General features: G+C 74.1%; 14 protein-coding genes. 5 read left to right on the top strand and 9 right to left on the bottom strand.

Annotation, left to right across the window (positions count from 1 at the left end):
* Window positions 1–10: 10 nt before the first annotated feature.
* Entirely contained in the window at window positions 11–676 is a 666-nt protein-coding gene (locus HOQ23_RS14225; RefSeq protein ID WP_172215271.1) for a hypothetical protein, read from the bottom strand.
* A 459-nt stretch (window positions 677–1135) separates the two neighbouring features.
* Between HOQ23_RS14225 and mfd the strand changes: the two genes are divergently transcribed.
* From mfd to HOQ23_RS14210, 3 genes are read left to right on the top strand one after another with little or no spacing between them, the layout of a single operon-like run.
* Window positions 1136–4723 (top strand): transcription-repair coupling factor, encoded by a 3588-nt coding sequence (gene mfd, locus HOQ23_RS14220; RefSeq protein ID WP_172215270.1) that lies wholly within the window; start codon window positions 1136–1138, stop codon window positions 4721–4723.
* An 8-nt stretch (window positions 4724–4731) separates the two neighbouring features.
* A complete protein-coding gene (locus HOQ23_RS14215) occupies window positions 4732–5445 on the top strand; it encodes a hypothetical protein (RefSeq protein WP_172215269.1) in 714 nt (237 codons plus the stop codon).
* Between the two features lie 13 nt (window positions 5446–5458).
* Window positions 5459–6127 carry a MazG nucleotide pyrophosphohydrolase domain-containing protein gene (locus HOQ23_RS14210; protein WP_367650499.1) on the top strand — a complete coding sequence of 223 codons (669 nt, stop codon included), beginning with the start codon at window positions 5459–5461 and terminating at the stop codon, window positions 6125–6127.
* A 96-nt stretch (window positions 6128–6223) separates the two neighbouring features.
* Here HOQ23_RS14210 and HOQ23_RS14205 read toward each other — a convergent pair whose 3' ends face one another.
* Complete coding sequence (locus HOQ23_RS14205; RefSeq protein ID WP_172215268.1) at window positions 6224–7534, bottom strand: HNH endonuclease signature motif containing protein; 1311 nt, start codon at window positions 7532–7534, stop codon at window positions 6224–6226.
* A gap of 494 nt (window positions 7535–8028) precedes the next feature.
* On the opposite strand from HOQ23_RS14205, the gene HOQ23_RS14200 reads away from it, so the two are divergent.
* Entirely contained in the window at window positions 8029–8622 is a 594-nt protein-coding gene (locus HOQ23_RS14200; RefSeq protein WP_216654233.1) for a hypothetical protein, read from the top strand.
* Window positions 8619–9413, top strand: a complete 795-nt coding sequence (locus tag HOQ23_RS14195; protein ID WP_172215267.1) for a glycosyltransferase family 2 protein — start codon at window positions 8619–8621, stop codon at window positions 9411–9413. The genes HOQ23_RS14200 and HOQ23_RS14195 overlap by 4 nt, the downstream gene beginning before the upstream one ends.
* On the opposite strand, the gene HOQ23_RS14190 is transcribed toward HOQ23_RS14195, so the two are convergent.
* The 7 genes from HOQ23_RS14190 to idi are packed head-to-tail and all read right to left on the bottom strand — an operon-like array spanning window position 9376 to window position 15105.
* The gene (locus tag HOQ23_RS14190) at window positions 9376–10254 is read right to left on the bottom strand and encodes a prenyltransferase (RefSeq protein WP_172215266.1); all 879 of its coding nucleotides are present in this window, start codon (window positions 10252–10254) and stop codon (window positions 9376–9378) included. The two genes, HOQ23_RS14195 and HOQ23_RS14190, sit on opposite strands and share 38 nt — an antisense overlap.
* Window positions 10251–10568, bottom strand: a complete 318-nt coding sequence (locus tag HOQ23_RS14185) for a lycopene cyclase domain-containing protein (protein WP_172215265.1) — start codon at window positions 10566–10568, stop codon at window positions 10251–10253. The genes HOQ23_RS14190 and HOQ23_RS14185 overlap by 4 nt, the downstream gene beginning before the upstream one ends.
* The gene (locus HOQ23_RS14180; RefSeq protein WP_172215264.1) at window positions 10565–10936 is read right to left on the bottom strand and encodes a lycopene cyclase domain-containing protein; all 372 of its coding nucleotides are present in this window, start codon (window positions 10934–10936) and stop codon (window positions 10565–10567) included. Before HOQ23_RS14180 ends, HOQ23_RS14185 begins: the two co-directional genes overlap by 4 nt.
* Entirely contained in the window at window positions 10933–12534 is a 1602-nt protein-coding gene (gene crtI / locus HOQ23_RS14175; protein WP_172215263.1) for a phytoene desaturase family protein, read from the bottom strand. Before crtI ends, HOQ23_RS14180 begins: the two co-directional genes overlap by 4 nt.
* Window positions 12531–13433: a squalene/phytoene synthase family protein gene (locus HOQ23_RS14170; protein WP_172215262.1), complete on the bottom strand. Its 903-nt coding sequence runs from the start codon at window positions 13431–13433 to the stop codon at window positions 12531–12533. Before HOQ23_RS14170 ends, crtI begins: the two co-directional genes overlap by 4 nt.
* A complete protein-coding gene (locus HOQ23_RS14165; protein WP_172215261.1) occupies window positions 13430–14512 on the bottom strand; it encodes a polyprenyl synthetase family protein in 1083 nt (360 codons plus the stop codon). Before HOQ23_RS14165 ends, HOQ23_RS14170 begins: the two co-directional genes overlap by 4 nt.
* Window positions 14509–15105 carry an isopentenyl-diphosphate Delta-isomerase gene (gene idi, locus HOQ23_RS14160; RefSeq protein ID WP_367650498.1) on the bottom strand — a complete coding sequence of 199 codons (597 nt, stop codon included), beginning with the start codon at window positions 15103–15105 and terminating at the stop codon, window positions 14509–14511. Before idi ends, HOQ23_RS14165 begins: the two co-directional genes overlap by 4 nt.
* Window positions 15106–15263 lie beyond the last annotated feature (158 nt).

Raw genomic sequence — 15263 nt, 5'->3', positions numbered from 1 at the left:
GACGTACATGTCACGACCGACGGGTGCTGAGGACCGCGAAGACGGCGTAGGTGTCGTCCGCGGGGTCGGCGGTGATCACCACCGAGCTGGTGCGCCACGCGAAGAAGGCGGCCTCGGCGCCGCCGGCGGCGCGGCCCGGCGTCTCCCGGAAGCCCAGCGACGTCAGCCGCAGGCGGTAGAAGGCCAGCACGTCCTCAGGGTCGCGGCCGTGGGCGGTGAAGGTGACCTGCAGGCGCCCGGGGGACGGCGAGACGCTGGAGGTCAGCACCTGGGTGCCCGGGGCCGCGGGCAGCACCCGGCGCGGGTGACTGGCGACGAGCGCGCCGTCGGCGGACTCGGGCTGCTCGACGGTGGGGACGACGGGGAGGCGACCCGGCCCGCGGCTCGCACCGGGGGGCGTCCCGAGTCCGGGGTAGGGATCGTCGTCCGGGGCGGCCTCGATGCCGCCAGGTCCCGGGCTCGACCCGTCGCTCGGCGGCGCCCCGGGCGGGCGCTCGCCGCTCGTGGGGCCGGTCTCGGGACCGCCCGTGGCGGCGCTGGACAGGGAGGCGGCGCTGTCGGGGTCGGGTGCGGAGGAGCCGGTGTCCTCGCCCAGCACCACGACGGCCACGGTGCCGAGGCACAGCACCGTCAGCACGTACAGGACGAGGAAACGGCGACCGAACTGCAGCCTCATCGTTCCTCCTTGCCGGCACTCGCCACCGGAAGCCGCGAATCTAGGAAACGGCTTCGGGCACGCGGAGGGCAACCCGGATCACATACCCAATCCAGGGGAGGCCGGCAGCGGCGGAGGACCGAGCGAGGTGGAGGAGGGGGGGACGACCCACCAGTCATCGGGCTGCCCGCCGGGGGGTCGGACGTACGCACACACCGGTGGGTGGGCTCCCGCAGCGGGGGCGGCAGGGAGCCGTTCTCACCGGTTCGACGACTGATGGGTCGGGGGGTCGCAACCCCGGGCACCACCTTGCGGGACGACGCCGGTCGCTGCATCCCCAAATTGCGGCAGCCGCGGAGCGGGATGTGTCGGAGCCCTTCCGTAGACTCACGAGGTCCCTCCGCGACCTGTCGGCCGGAGGCGCTCGTGCTGCCTGCGGCGCGGGCGACCACCCCACACTCTCCACTCCAGAGGAGTCACGTGAGCCTCAACGGCCTCGCCGATGCCGTTCTCGCCGACCCGACCCTCGCCGGCGCCCTCGCCGACGCCGGACCCGGGCGGGTCAAGGCCCTGGACCTCACCGCCCCCGAGTCGCTGCGCCCGTTCGTGGTCACCGGCCTGGTCCGCGAGGACCGCACGGTGCTCGCGGTGACCGCGACCTCGCGCGAGGCCGAGGACCTGGTCGACGCCCTCGGCTGCTTCCTCGACCCCGCGACGGTGGCCTACTACCCGAGCTGGGAGACGCTCCCGCACGAGCGGTTGAGCCCGCGCAGCGACACGGTCGGGCGCCGCCTCGCGGTCCTGCGCCGGCTGTGCCACCCCGGCGACGACGTGAGCAACGGGCCGCTGAAGGTCGTGGTCGCCCCGGTGCGCTCGGTGCTGCAGCCGCAGGTCAAGGGCCTGGGCGACCTGGCGCCGGTGGAGATCCTCGCCGGCTCCACCGCCTCCCTCGACGACGTCGTCGCCCGGTTGGCCGACGCGGCCTACTCGCGCGTCGACCTGGTCGAGAAGCGCGGTGAGTTCGCGGTTCGCGGCGGCATCGTCGACGTCTTCCCGCCCACCGAGGAGCACCCGCTGCGCGTGGAGTTCTGGGGCGACGAGGTCGAGGAGATCCGCGCCTTCTCCGTCGCCGACCAGCGCACCCTGGAGAAGGTCGAGCGGCTCTGGGCGCCGCCGTGCCGCGAGCTGCTGCTGACCGAGGAGGTCCGCGCCCGCGCCGCCGAGCTGGGGCGCAGCCACCCGCAGCTGCTCGAGCTCACCGACAAGATCGCCGCCGGCATCGCCGTGGACGGGATGGAGTCGCTCGCCCCGGTGCTGGTCGACGAGATGGAGCTGCTGGTCGACCTGCTCCCCGAGCGCACCCACGTGCTGGTCCTCGACCCCGAGCGGGTCCGCACCCGCGCCCAGGACCTGGTCGCCACCAGCGAGGAGTTCCTCGGCGCCAGCTGGGCCGCGGCCGCGAGCGGCGGCACCGCCCCGATCGACCTCGGCGCCGCGTCGTACCGCTCGGTGGGCGACGTGCGCGACCACGCCCTCGACCTCGGGCTGCCCTGGTGGACGCTGAGCCCGTTCGGCCTCGACGACCAGCAGGCCGCGCCGGTCGGGTCCTCCGCGGAGGACGCCGGCGTGCCGAGCCGCGGGCTGCCGATGCGCCCGGTCGACGCCTACCGCGGCGACACCGAGCGTGCGACGCGCGACCTGCAGCGCTGGACCGACGACGGGTACCGCGCCGTGCTCGTGTACGCCGGGCCGGGTCCGGCCGAGCGAGCCGTGGAGGTGCTCACCGAGCGCGACGTCTCCGCGCGCTACCTCGAGGGCATCGAGACCGGCGAGGAGCTGCTGCCGACGACGGTGTCGGTCACCGTCGGCGGGCTGGCGCACGGCTTCGTCGACGACACCAACCGGCTGGTGCTTCTCACCGGCGACGACGTGTCGGGGCAGAAGAGCTCCACGCGCGACATGCGCAAGATGCCGGTGCGCCGGCGCAAGCAGATCGACCCCCTCGAGCTCAAGACCGGCGACTACGTCGTCCACGAGCAGCACGGCGTGGGCCGCTTCGTGGAGATGAAGCAGCGCGAGGCCGGCGGCGCGGTGCGCGAGTACCTCGTGCTCGAGTACGGCGCCTCCAAGCGCGGCGCCCCGCCGGACCGGCTCTACGTCCCGGCCGACGCGCTGGACCAGGTGACCCGCTACGTCGGCGGGGAGCAGCCCAGCCTGGACCGCCTCGGCGGTGCGGACTGGACCAAGCGCAAGAACCGCGCCCGCAAGGCGGTGCGCGAGATCGCCGCCGAGCTGATCAAGCTCTACGCCGCCCGCCAGGCGACCAAGGGCTACGCCTTCGGCCCGGACACCCCGTGGCAGCGCGAGCTCGAGGACGCCTTCCCCTTCACCGAGACCCCCGACCAGCTCAGCACGGTCGAGGAGGTCAAGGCCGACATGCGCCAGACGGTCCCGATGGACCGACTGATCTGCGGCGACGTGGGCTACGGCAAGACCGAGATCGCGGTGCGCGCGGCGTTCAAGGCGGTGCAGGACGGCAAGCAGGTCGCCGTGCTGGTGCCGACGACGCTGCTGGTCACCCAGCACCTCTCGACGTTCGCCGAGCGGATGAGCAACTTCCCGGTCAACCTCAAGGCGCTCTCGCGGTTCCAGAGCGACAAGGAGGCCAAGGAGGTCATGGCCGGGCTCGCCGACGGCACCGTCGACATCGTCGTGGGCACCCACCGGCTGCTGAACCCCGACATCCGGTTCAAGGACCTCGGGTTGATCATTGTCGACGAGGAGCAGCGCTTCGGTGTCGAGCACAAGGAGCAGATGAAGCGGCTGCGCACCTCCGTCGACGTGCTGTCGATGTCCGCGACGCCGATCCCGCGCACCCTGGAGATGGCGATCACCGGCATCCGCGAGATGTCCACCATCGCCACGCCGCCGGAGGAGCGGCACCCGGTGCTGACCTACGTCGGGCCCTACGAGGACCGTCAGGTGGTCGCCGCGCTGCGCCGCGAGCTGCTGCGCGACGGCCAGGTCTTCTACATCCACAACCGGGTGAACTCCATCGAGAAGGCCGCCGCGCGGCTGCGCGAGCTGGTCCCCGAGGCACGGGTAGCCACCGCCCACGGCCAGATGGGGGAGAAGCAGCTCGAGCAGGTCATGCTCGACTTCTGGGAGAAGCGCTTCGACGTGCTGGTCTGCACGACCCTGGTCGAGTCGGGCCTCGACGTCTCCAACGCCAACACGATGATCATCGAGCGCGCCGACACCCTCGGCCTGTCCCAGCTGCACCAGCTGCGCGGTCGCGTCGGCCGGTCCCGCGAGCGCGCCTACGCCTACTTCCTCTACCCGGGGGAGAAGCCGCTGACCGAGACCGCCCACGAGCGGCTGGCCACCCTGGCCCAGCACTCCGACCTCGGCGGCGGCATGGCGATCGCGATGAAGGACCTGGAGATCCGCGGCGCCGGCAACCTGCTCGGCGGCGCGCAGTCGGGCCACATCGAGGACGTCGGCTTCGACCTCTACGTGCGCCTGGTCGGCGAGGCGGTCAACGAGTTCAAGGGCGACACCGAGCCCGAGCTCAACGAGGTCCGCATCGAGCTGCCGGTCGACGCGCACCTGCCGCACGACTACATCCCGAGCGAGCGGCTGCGCCTGGAGATGTACAAGCGCCTGGCGGAGGTCCGCACCGACGAGGACGTCGACGCGATCAACGAGGAGCTCATCGACCGCTACGGCGAGCCGCCGATCGTGGTGATCTCGCTGCTGCTGGTCGCCCGGTTCCGCGCCCGGGCCCGGCAGGCGGGCGTCGGCGAGGTGACGATCGCCGGCAAGAACGTCCGCTTCGCACCGGTCTCGCTGCCGGAGTCGCGGGTGGTGCGCCTGAACCGCATGTACCCGCGCTCGATCGTGAAGCCCCAGGTCGACACGATCCTGGTGCCGCGTCCGCAGACCGCGCCGGTCGGAGGTAAGCCCATCGACGGGATCGCCCTGCTTGAATGGGCCCGCCATGTGATCGACGCCGTCATCGACCCCGACCACGCGGTCGCGAAGAGCGACCAGAAGTCGAAGCCCTAGGAGCCCCCGTGCGCCGTCCGCTCGTGTCCCTCGCCGCCGCCGTCGTCCCGCTCGTGCTGCTGAGCGGCTGCGGGCCGGACGGCACCGACCTCCGGCCGGGGACCGCGGCGGTCGTGGACGAGGAGGTCGTGTCGATGGGCGAGGTCGAGGACGTCACCGAGAGCCTGTGCTCGGTGCTGGTGGCCCAGGCGCAGAACACCCAGCCCGGCCAGCCGGCTGCTCCGGCCGAGTACCCGATGGGGATCGTGCGCTCGGCCGCCCAGCGCGGCCTCGCGCTCAACATCGCCGCCGACCAGATCGCGGCGGAGCAGGGCATCGACGTGGAGGACGACCTCCGGGCGGGCATCGACACGATCCGCAACGCCTACCAGGGCGCCGACCCCGAGCAGCTCGAGGAGGCGATGCCGGGCTTCACCGGCGACGGCCACCTCGACCTCGTGCTGACCGAGTGGGGCGCCCGGGACCTCAGCCCCGGCGCCTCCGAGGAGGAGGCGCGTGCGCGCGGCTACGAGCTCGGGGCGGAGTGGGCCGAGGACCACGGGCTGGAGTCCAACCCGCTCTTCGACAGCCTCGTGATCGGCGAGGGTGGCGTCGCGGGCGGGCGCGAGGACCTGTCGGTCCCGGTCTCCGACTGGGCCCGGATGGCCGCGGCCCCCGCCTCCCAGGCCGAGGCGGCCGAGGTCACCGCCGGTCTGCCCGCCAACCAGCGCTGCGGCGCCTGAGCACGTCGTACCCGTGCCCGAGCCCGACCGCCCCGACCGCCCGGACGACCCGGACCGCGCCGCCACCTCCGGCGAGCCGCTGCTCGAGCTGCTGGCGGTGATGCGCCGCCTGCGCGCGGAGTGCCCGTGGAAGGCCGAGCAGACGCACCGCTCGCTGGCGCGCTACCTGCTCGAGGAGACCCACGAGACCCTCGAGGCGATCGACACCGGGGACGCCGCCCACCTGCGCGAGGAGCTCGGCGACCTGCTGCTCCAGGTGTACTTCCACGCCGTGGTCGCCGAGGAGTCCGGCGCGTTCGACCTCGACGACGTCGCCCGCGGCATCACCGCGAAGATGGTCCGCCGCAACCCGCACGTCTTCCCGCCGCCCGGGCAGGCACCCGGGGCCGCGCCCCCGCAGGACGCCGCCGCCGTCAACGAGGCGTGGGAGGCGATCAAGGCGGAGGAGAAGAGCGCCCGCACCTCCGCCCTCGACGGCATCGCCCCCACCCTTCCGGCGCTGCTGTACGCCGACAAGGCTCTCGACCGCCTCGCCCGGGCCGGCCGTCCGGTCGCGACCGACGCGGGGTCGCCGGACCTCGGCGAGCGCCTCCTCGCCCTGGTCGCGGAGGCCCACGCCGCCGGGGTCGACCCCGAGCAGGCGCTGCGCGACACCGTCCGCGCCCACACCCGCGGCCACTGAGCGTTGGTCCGCTGGTGGCTGGGTCGAGCTCGCCGAGGCCCACGCAGGGGTGTGGCCCCGCCGGCTGGGTTGCTGGTGGGGTCCGGGGCGGTGGATCTACTCGTCCGGCGGGCGCGCGGTGACGAGGCGGGTGGCGGCGCGGTCCTTCAGGAGGTGAAGACCGTGCGGTGATCGCCAGAGGTACGTCGCGGCGTCGGTCTTGTCGTAGGTCCACGCCGTGTGGGTCTTGGCCCGGTGATGGCGCCGGCACAACGGCGCGAGATTGCATGAGCACGTCGGGCCGCCTTCACCGTGTGCGGTGACATGGTCGGTGTCGCACCTGCGGGCCGGCCTCTCGCACCACGGGAACGCGCACACCGGTTGGGCGAGCTTGGTCTGCTCGGCCAGTCGGTCGGGCGCAGCGTAGGCGTCGCTGTGGTGGTGGGCCTCGAGGTCGATGACCGGCTTGATGGTCACGTGGGCGTCACTGCTGCACCAGTCACGGACCTGCTTGGTCGACACGACCGACCGGGTCTCCTCGACGTGCGCGAAGCCGGCCTCCTCACGACTGATCGCAGCGTCGGAGAGGTGGACGTGGATGACGACCTGGCGCGGCCTCACGACCGAGGCGGCGCCTTCACCAGCGCTGCCTGCCTCGGCACGGAGGTCGAAGGCCAGCTGGCGCCGGGCCAGCTCACCAGCCGCCATCGAGCGGCGCACGTCCAACGACTCGGTGGACCCGAGCGCGGCCAGTTCCTCGGCACCCCGGCGGATTGCGGTGTCCAGATCGATCGCATCAGCGAGGTCGACTACACCCTCGATGTGCGCGGTCCCGTCGTGGGTCGCCTCGCGGGTGTGCACGTCGAAGCGTCGGCCGTCCGCAGCCTCCCGGCGGTCCTTCTCGGCGCCTTCGGGGTCGAACATGACCCGTGCCCGGTCGACGAGGCGCCCGATCCCGGCCCAACTGATCTTCCCGACGACTGCGGCGAGCTGACGGTCGACGAACTCGGCGCCGTCGAGGGGGAGTGTGCTGGTCAGCTGCGCGATCCGGCGGCCCTTCCACACCGGGACCTCGCCGGCGCGGATGCGCTTCCAGATCCGCGGCAGCCGGTGGGCCAGCTCGAGGGCGTCACCGACGAGGCCTCGGGCGGCATCGGTGGACATGCCGAGCGCGGCACCGAACTCCATCGGGGCGAACTCCGCGACCAGCGGCGTGCCCTCGCCGGCAAGCGGGACGGCCAGCTCACCGAACACCAGTCCGGTCGTGGGCGTCGAGTCGGCGACCGTCTCCTCCGGGTGCATCGCCGCCCACACCAGGGCGGCCTCCAGGACGTCGACCTCCGCGCGCTGGGCGGCAGCCCGTCGGCGCTGTGCGAAGGCCAGCACGGCGGCTGGGGTGTCGCAGTCGGGGAGCTCGGGGTCGGCCATGCCTCATTCTACTCGAACGCACGTTCGAGAGTAAGGGGTTCTCCATACGGTCTCCACAGGCTTGAGCAAGGGGGGCGCCGCCCCGCCATGGGGCTGACACCGGCGGGCTGCCGACCGCCGCGGGCGCGGTACCTCTGGCCACGGTCTCGACGAGCTCGACCAACCGGCTGAGCCCGGACGATGGTCCGCCATCCGCTGGTCGAGCAGCGCACTGATGGTCGAGCCGCGAGCGCCCAGGGCCAGCACCGTCGGTCGAGCAGCGAGCGCCGGCGAGCGGTCGGGGAGCCCTCTCCGGCCATGGTCTCGACGACCTCGACCAACAGGGGCGCCGCCGGCCACGGGGTTGACGCCGGCGGGCTGCCGATCGCCGCGGGCGCCGCACCCCCGGCCCGCGGGCTCGACAACCTCGACCGACGGGCTGCGCTCGACCAACGGGCCGCCAACCGAGCCTCGCGGGTGGGCTCGGCGCCCCGGGGCGTGGGTACCGTGGCGCGGTGACGACGACTGCAGAGCCCGACGCTGTGTCCGCGCCACGCTGGGTGGTGGGCGACCTGCTGCGCGCGGTCGCGCTGGCGAGCGTGGCGGTGGGCGCGAGCGGGTGGGGGTTCGTGGGCTTTGCGCTGTTCCTGCTGGTGCTGGGCGGGACGATGATCCCGCGCGCGCTGGGCGCTCCGCCGTCACTCGACGTCACCTACTGCTCGGTGCTGCTGGCCGGCGCGTGGGCCGCGGTCCTCGACCTCTACCTGCGCTTCGCCTGGCTCGACACCGTCGTCCACGCCGCGGCGACCGGCCTGATCGCCGTCGTCGCGTACGTCGTGACGGTGCGGGTCCGGTGGCTGCCCGCGACCGTCCCGTGGCCCGGTCGGGTGGTGGTGGCCACGGGGGCCGGCACCGTCCTCGCGCTGGTCTGGGAGGTGCTGGAGTGGGCCGGCCACGCCCTCGTCGACGACCGGATCCAGGTGGGCTACGAGGACACCCTCGGCGACCTGGTCTCCGGGATGGTGGGCGCGGCGATCGCCGGGGCGCTCCTGCTGAGCGATGCGCTCCTGCGCCAACCCGGGGCGCGGCGAGCGGGACCTGCTCGATGAGAGGACCCTCCGCGCGGCACCCGCACCACCCGAGCGTCTCGGTGGTGGTCCCCGCGCGCGACGACGCCGTGGCCCTCGAGCGCTGCCTGGTGCTGCTGGCGCGCCAGAGCGTGGCGCCGTACGAGGTCGTCGTGGTCGACAACGCCTCGACCGACGACACCGCCGAGGTGGCCCGCCGCCACGGGGCGCGGGTGGTCCACGAGGCGTCGCCGGGCATCCCGCAGGCGGCCGCCGCCGGCTATGACGCGGCGCGCGGCCAGGTCATCGCCCGGCTGGACGCCGACTCGCGGCCCGGGCCGGCCTGGGTGTCGAGGGTCGGGCGCCGGATGGCCGACCCCCGTCTGGACGCGGCGACCGGGACCGGCCGGTTCCACGACCTCCCGCCGCTGCTCGGGCGTCCGGTCGCGCTGGTCTACCTCGGGTCCTACTACGCGCTGTGCCACCTCGCGCTCGGGCACACCGCGCTGTGGGGCTCCAGCATGGCGCTGCGCCGCTCGTCGTGGGAGCGGGTGCGCGAGCAGGTGCACCGCGACGACGCCGAGGTGCACGACGACCTCGACCTCGCCTTCGTGCTCGGCCCGCACGCCCGGATCCGCCTCGACCCCGGCCTCGACGTCGAGGTCTCCGCGCGCTCGCTGCACGGCCTGCCCCAGCTGCGCCGGCGCCTGGACCGCGCCGTCCGCACGCTGCGGCTCAACTGGGCCGACCAGCCGCCGTGGCTGCGCTGGCGCGACCGGTTCGCCCGGGGGCGGGCTACCAGCCGATCGTCATCCACAAGAAGAGCTGCGTGATCAGGAACCCGGTCAGGAAGTTCAGCCACAGGAAGCGGCGCCAGCCCGCGTTCGCGCGCCCGCACTCCGCGTCGGTGAGGCGGACGTACGGCGCCACGTTGGCGACGTAGGGCAGCACCAGCAGCGCCGAGAGCGAGCCCGGCCAGGGCAGGCTGAGCAGCAGCAGCCCCGCCACGACGTAGCAGCCCAGTGCGAACCAGGTCGTCGTCGAGGCGCCCATGACGGTGCCGACCGAGCCGATCCCGCCGGCCCGGTCGGCCTCGATGTCCTGCACCGCGCCGAAGGCGTGCGAGCCCATGCCCCACAGGAAGAACCCGGCCAGCGCCGCGAGCGCGGTCGCGTCGAGCCCGGCCCCGCTCATCGCCAGGCCGAGGACGGCGGGGGAGACGAAGTGGGTGCTCGAGGTGATCGAGTCCAGGAACGGGCGCTCCTTGAACCGCAGCCCGGGCGCGGAGTAGGCCACCACCGCGAACACGCTCACCGCCAGCACCGCGGTGGACGCCACGTCGCCGAGCGCGACCAGCGCGGCCACGAACGGCACGTTGCTCAGCGCCGCCGCCCAGATGGTGCGCCGGTGCACCCCGCGGTCCAGGACGACGCCCTCCACCCCGCCCTTGCGGGGGTTGCGGATGTCGGACTCGTAGTCGAAGACGTCGTTGAGGCCGTACATCAGCAGGTTGTACGGCACCAGGAAGTACAGCGTGCCCAGCACCAGCACCGCCCACTCGGCGGCGCCGTCGGGGCGCCCGCCGGCGAGCAGGTACGCCGCGGCGAACGGGTAGGCGGTGTTGACCCAGCTCAGCGGCCTCGAGGACGCGAGCACCTGGCCCCAGGCGCTCACCGCTCGCGCCGATCCAGGACCCGGTCGAGGAGCAGCGCGAGGGCGGGCAGCCCGGCGACGGCCGCCAGCGGCCAGGCGAAGTCCTCGATGGGCGCCAGGCCGATCTTGAGCCCGGAGATCTGGTCGTCGACGTAGCCGAACAGGTCCACCGCGATCATCAGGTTGTCGAAGACCGCCGTCAGCGCCATGAGCGCCAGGAGCGTGAGCCCGGTGGCCGCCCACCAGCGGCGGTCGGGACGGCGCCGTACGACCGCGGTCGCGAGCACGGCGAGCGCCACCGCGACGAACGCGGAGGACACGAGCACGTAGGTCATCCGAGGGCCTCCCGGCGCGCGTGGCCGGTGCCCGAGGCGGGCCCGGCCGGACCGGAGGACCTGGCGAGCAGCATCCGGAACAGCCCGTGGAGGACCATCGTGACGTAGCAGAGGAAGACGATGAAGAACAGCTCCTCGAGCGGCAGCTCGGGAGCCACCTCGATACCGGTCATGGCCTCGGACTCGCCGCGGTGATAGATCTCCAGGCCGATCGCGACCAGGTCCCAGGTCAGGAAGTAGGCCAGGCCGGCGGCGAGCACCACGAGCGCACGCCGCGGCCGGTCGAAGAGGAACAGCCTCCAGCGACGGTCGACCAGGCCCATGCAGAACCCCGAGGCAAGGATCGACAGCAGGTACAGCAGGCTCATGCGCCCCGTCCTGCGCCCGCGACCTGCGAGGGCCCGGTGGAGGTGTCCCCCCGCAGTCGCTTGAGCACCAGCTCGGCGCTGATCAGGCACATGGGCAGGCCGACGCCGGGACGGGTGGCGTAGCCGGCGTACATCAGGCCCTCCACCTTGCGCGAGACGTTGGCGGCGCGGAAGAACGCGCTCTGCTTCAGGGTGTGGCCGGGGCCGAGCATTCCACCGCTCCAGGAGTTGAGGTCGGCCGCGAAGTCGGCCGGCCCGATCGTACGGCGAACCTCGACCCGGTCGCCGAGGTCCGACACGCCGGCCCAGGCGCCGATCTCGGCGATCGCGGCGTCGGTCGCCTTCTCGACGCCCGCGTCGCCGGCGCCGTCGAGGCCGCCGTGGCCGATGGCCGGGTCGGCCGGGACGGGGATCAGCACGAAGAGGTTCTCCTTGCCCGCGGGGGCCACGCTCGGGTCGGTCGCGGAGGGGCGGCAGACGTAGAGCGACGCGGGGTCGGGGACCCGCCGCGCGGAGCCGAAGATGTCGTCGAAGTTGCGCCGCCAGTCGCGGGTGAAGAACAGCGAGTGGTGGGCGAGCTCGGGCAGCTCACCGTCGACGCCCAGCAGCGCGAGCACGCCGCCCGGCCCGGCGTCGCGGCGCCGCCACCAGGACTCGGGGAAGGTCTGCAGGTCGCGCGGCAGCAGCCCGGTCTCCAGGTGGTGCAGGTCCGCGGCGCCCACGACGACGTCGGCGTCCAGGTCGTGGCGCGCGCCGTCCGCGTCGACGTAGCGCACGCCCTGCACCCGGGCGCCGCGGCCGCGGCGGGTGGTGCGGACCGCCTCGACCGTGCAGCCGGTGCGCAGCCGCGCCCCGCGCTCGGCGGCGAGGCGCGCGATCGCGTCGATGATCGTGGTGAAGCCGCCCTGCGGGTAGCGCACCCCGTCGGCGAGGTCCATCCAGCTCATCAGGTGGTACATGCTCGGGGCGCGCTCGGGCGAGGTGCCCAGGAAGACCGCCGGGTAGCCGAGCACCTGGCGCAGCCGCTCGTCGTCGAACCGCGCCGCGACGTGGGACTCCAACGACCGGGTGAGCAGCGAGGAGAGCCGGGGGCCGTTGCGCAGCACGTCGGCGTTGAGCATCGTGGTCGGCGAGTCGAAGCTGGTGTAGAGGAAGCGCTGCACCGCCAGGTCGTAGACGTGCCGGGCGGAGTCGAGGTAGTCCGACAGCGCGGCGCCCGCACCGGGCTCGACGGACTCGAAGAGCGCCTCGTTGGCGGCCCGGTCCAGGCGCAGGTCGAGCGGCTGCTCGCGGCCCTCGAAGAAGACCCGGTACGCCGGGTCGAGGGTGACGAGCTCGAGCTGCTCGGCCGTGGAGGTGCCGAGCAGCTCGAAGAAGTGGTCGAAGACCTCCGGCATCAGGTACCACGACGGGCCGGTGTCGAAGCGGTAGCCGTCGACCTCCCAGCGCCCGGCGCGCCCGCCGAGGGTGTCCTGGCGCTCGAGCAGGTCGACCGACCAGCCCTCGTGGGCCAGCAGCGCGGCCGTGGCCAGGCCGCTGATCCCGCCGCCGATGACGACCGCCGTGCCGGGTGCGGTGGCCCCGGAGCGCGCGCTCATCGGCCGCCCCGCAGCAGGCAGCGGGCCGCGATGCGGGCCTTCGCGGGACCGGGCACCCGGACCCGGCGCTGCCGGATCTCGGCGGCCGGGGTGCGCCGCAGACGGGTGGAGAGCTCGGCGAAGAGGCCGTGGGCGACCCGCACGGCGCGCCGGCTGCTGGCCGGCAGTGCCGGGATCACCGCGGCGGCCGCCGCGAGGTCGGCGTCGATGCCGTCGAGGAGCCGGTCGCGGGTCGCGTCGTCGAGGCGGGCGGGGTCGACCCCGGGGAAGTAGCTGCGACCGAGCAGCCCCTCGTCGGTGGCCAGGTCGCGCAGGAAGTTCACCTTCTGGAAGGCCGCGCCGAGCCGCTGGGCGCCGCCGGCGAGCGCGTCGTACGCCGCCTCGGGCCCGGGCTCGTCGGCGAGGAACGCGCGCAGGCACATCAGGCCGATGACCTCGGCGGAACCGTAGACGTAGCGCTCGAAGCTGTCCTGGTCGTGCACGGTGCGGAACAGGTCGGTGCGCATCGAGGCGAAGAACGGGTCGATCAGGTCGTGGCCGATCCCGCAGCGGCGGGCGGTGCGGGCGAAGGCGTGCACCACCAGGTTGCTGCTGTGCCCGCGCACCAGCGCGACGCGGACCTCGGCCTCGAGCTCGTCGAGCACGTGGGCCTGCTGGGCGCGCGTGGCGTCGGGGCGCGGGGCGTCCACGACCTCGTCGGCGACGCGGACCAGCGCGTAGACGTTGCGGACCCGGGTGCGGACCGGTTCGGCGAGCAGCCGGCTGGCCAGGCCGAAGGAGCTGGAGTAGTGCTCGATCACCAGGGCCGCGCTGGCCTCGGCGACCTGGTCGTAGAGGTGGTGCGGCCCGTCGGGGGCCGGCTCGTCGCCGGGTGCCGGGCGGGGCTCGACGGCGCTCATGCGTCACTCCGGTCGGGGCGGACGGCGGGGTCGGTCGAGATCCGGGCGGCGAGCTCGCCGAGCCAGCCGACCAGCTCGGGGGGTACGGCGAGCCCGGCGGCGCAGACGAGGGCGGCGTCGACGTGCGCGGCGGCCAGGTCGGTGACGAACGCCCGCGAGCCCCCGGCCTCCAGCGCCGCGCGCACCCGCACGGCGTCGGCGGGGCTCAGCCCGGGGTCGCCGAGGTGGGGCTGCACCTCGGGCCAGGTGGCCGTGGTGCGGGCGTGCACGACCAGCGGGGTGCGCTTGCCCTCGCGCAGGTCGCCGAGGTCGCTCTTGCCGGTCTCGCGGGGGTCGCCGAAGACGCCGAGCAGGTCGTCGCGCAGCTGGAAGGCGGTGCCCAGTCGGCGCCCGACCTCCCCGAGGCCGTCCACGACCTCGACCGGGGCGCCGGCCAGCACGGCGCCGGCCTGCATCGGGAGCTGGAAGGAGTAGACGGCCGTCTTGTGCTCGGCCACGGCCAGGACCTCCGCGAGGGTGGGGTCCTCGAGACCGAGGGAGTGCCGGACGTCGGCCAGCTCCCCGGCGGCGGAGACCCGGATGGCGTGGTCGAGCAGGTCGAGCAGGCGGCGCACCGTGGCGGCGCCGGCGGGCACCGTGGCCATCGCGCGCACCGCGCCGGCCAGGGCCAGGTCGCCGGTGAGGACGGCACCGGCGAGCGCGTAGGTCGCGGCCGCCTCGGGGGAGGCGCCGGCGCGGGCGGCGTCGTGCCGGAACGCCCCCGAGGTGCTGGCCCGTCCCCGGCGTACGTCGTCGCCGTCGATGACGTCGTCGTGGACCACGAAGGCGGTGTGCAGCAGCTCCACGGCCTCGCCGACCTGGACTGCTGCCTCGGCCGCCGTCCCGCCGAGCAGCTCGTGCACGGCGCGGACCAGGCGGGGGCGGAAGCGCTTGCCGCCGCGTCCGGCGTCGAGCAGGGCCTCGGCGAGCCGGGCCGGCTCGGGGGCCGGTTCGAGCGCGGGCGGCGCAGCGGGTGCGGCGGACGGCTCCGCGGGCCGGCGCTCGAGGGTGGCGGCGCCTGCCGCCGGCTCGCCGTTCATCGCGGGCCCGCCTGCGCGGGGGACCAGTGGGCCGCCTCGAGCAGCGGCACCTGGAGCAGCAGCCACGGGCTGAGCGCCCACGGTGCCGCGTCGACCGCGGCGCGCAGCTCCTCGTCGGTGACCCAGCGGCTCTCGGCCACCTCGTCGGGGTTCGGGTCCGGTTGACCGGTGGTGCGCGCGGTCCACACCGGGCACAGCTCGTTCTCGACCAGCCCGCCCGCGTCGACGGCGCGGTAGCGGAAGTCGGGCACGACCTGCTGGAGGTCGACGACCTCCAGCCCGAGCTCGTGGCCGGCGTAGCGGCGGATCGTGTCGCCCAGGTCCTCGCCCGGGCGCTGGTGGCCGCAGAAGGAGTTGGTCCACACCCCGGGCCAGGTGCGCTTGGTGACCGCCCGTCGGGTCAGCAGCAGGCGGCCCTGCTCGTCGCGCACGTAGCAGGAGAACGCGAGGTGCAACGGGGTGTCCCGGGTGTGCACCGTCGCCCGCGGGGCGGTGCCGCACGGTGTCCCGTCGTCGTCGACGAGGACGACGAGGTCCTCGTCGAGCACCGCCGCCCCGGCTTCGTCCGTGGTCGCCTCGCTGGGTCCCTCCACCGGCGCTTCCTCCCGCTCGTGTCGCCTACCTGTCGCCCGGCGAGGTGGTCCTCCTGCGCGCGGGTGCCCCGTGTTCGGAGCGGCGCGGGATCTGGATTGGTCAGGTCACGAGATGGTCTGGACAGCTGCTCCACACCAGGGTCTCGCGGCCGTGCGAC

Origin of the sequence: Nocardioides sp. zg-DK7169, from assembly GCF_013155365.1 — a bacterium.
Taxonomy (GTDB): domain Bacteria; phylum Actinomycetota; class Actinomycetes; order Propionibacteriales; family Nocardioidaceae; genus Nocardioides.
The sequence above is the reverse complement of the archived record's forward strand: the minus strand, read 5'-3'. Positions and strand labels throughout refer to the sequence as shown.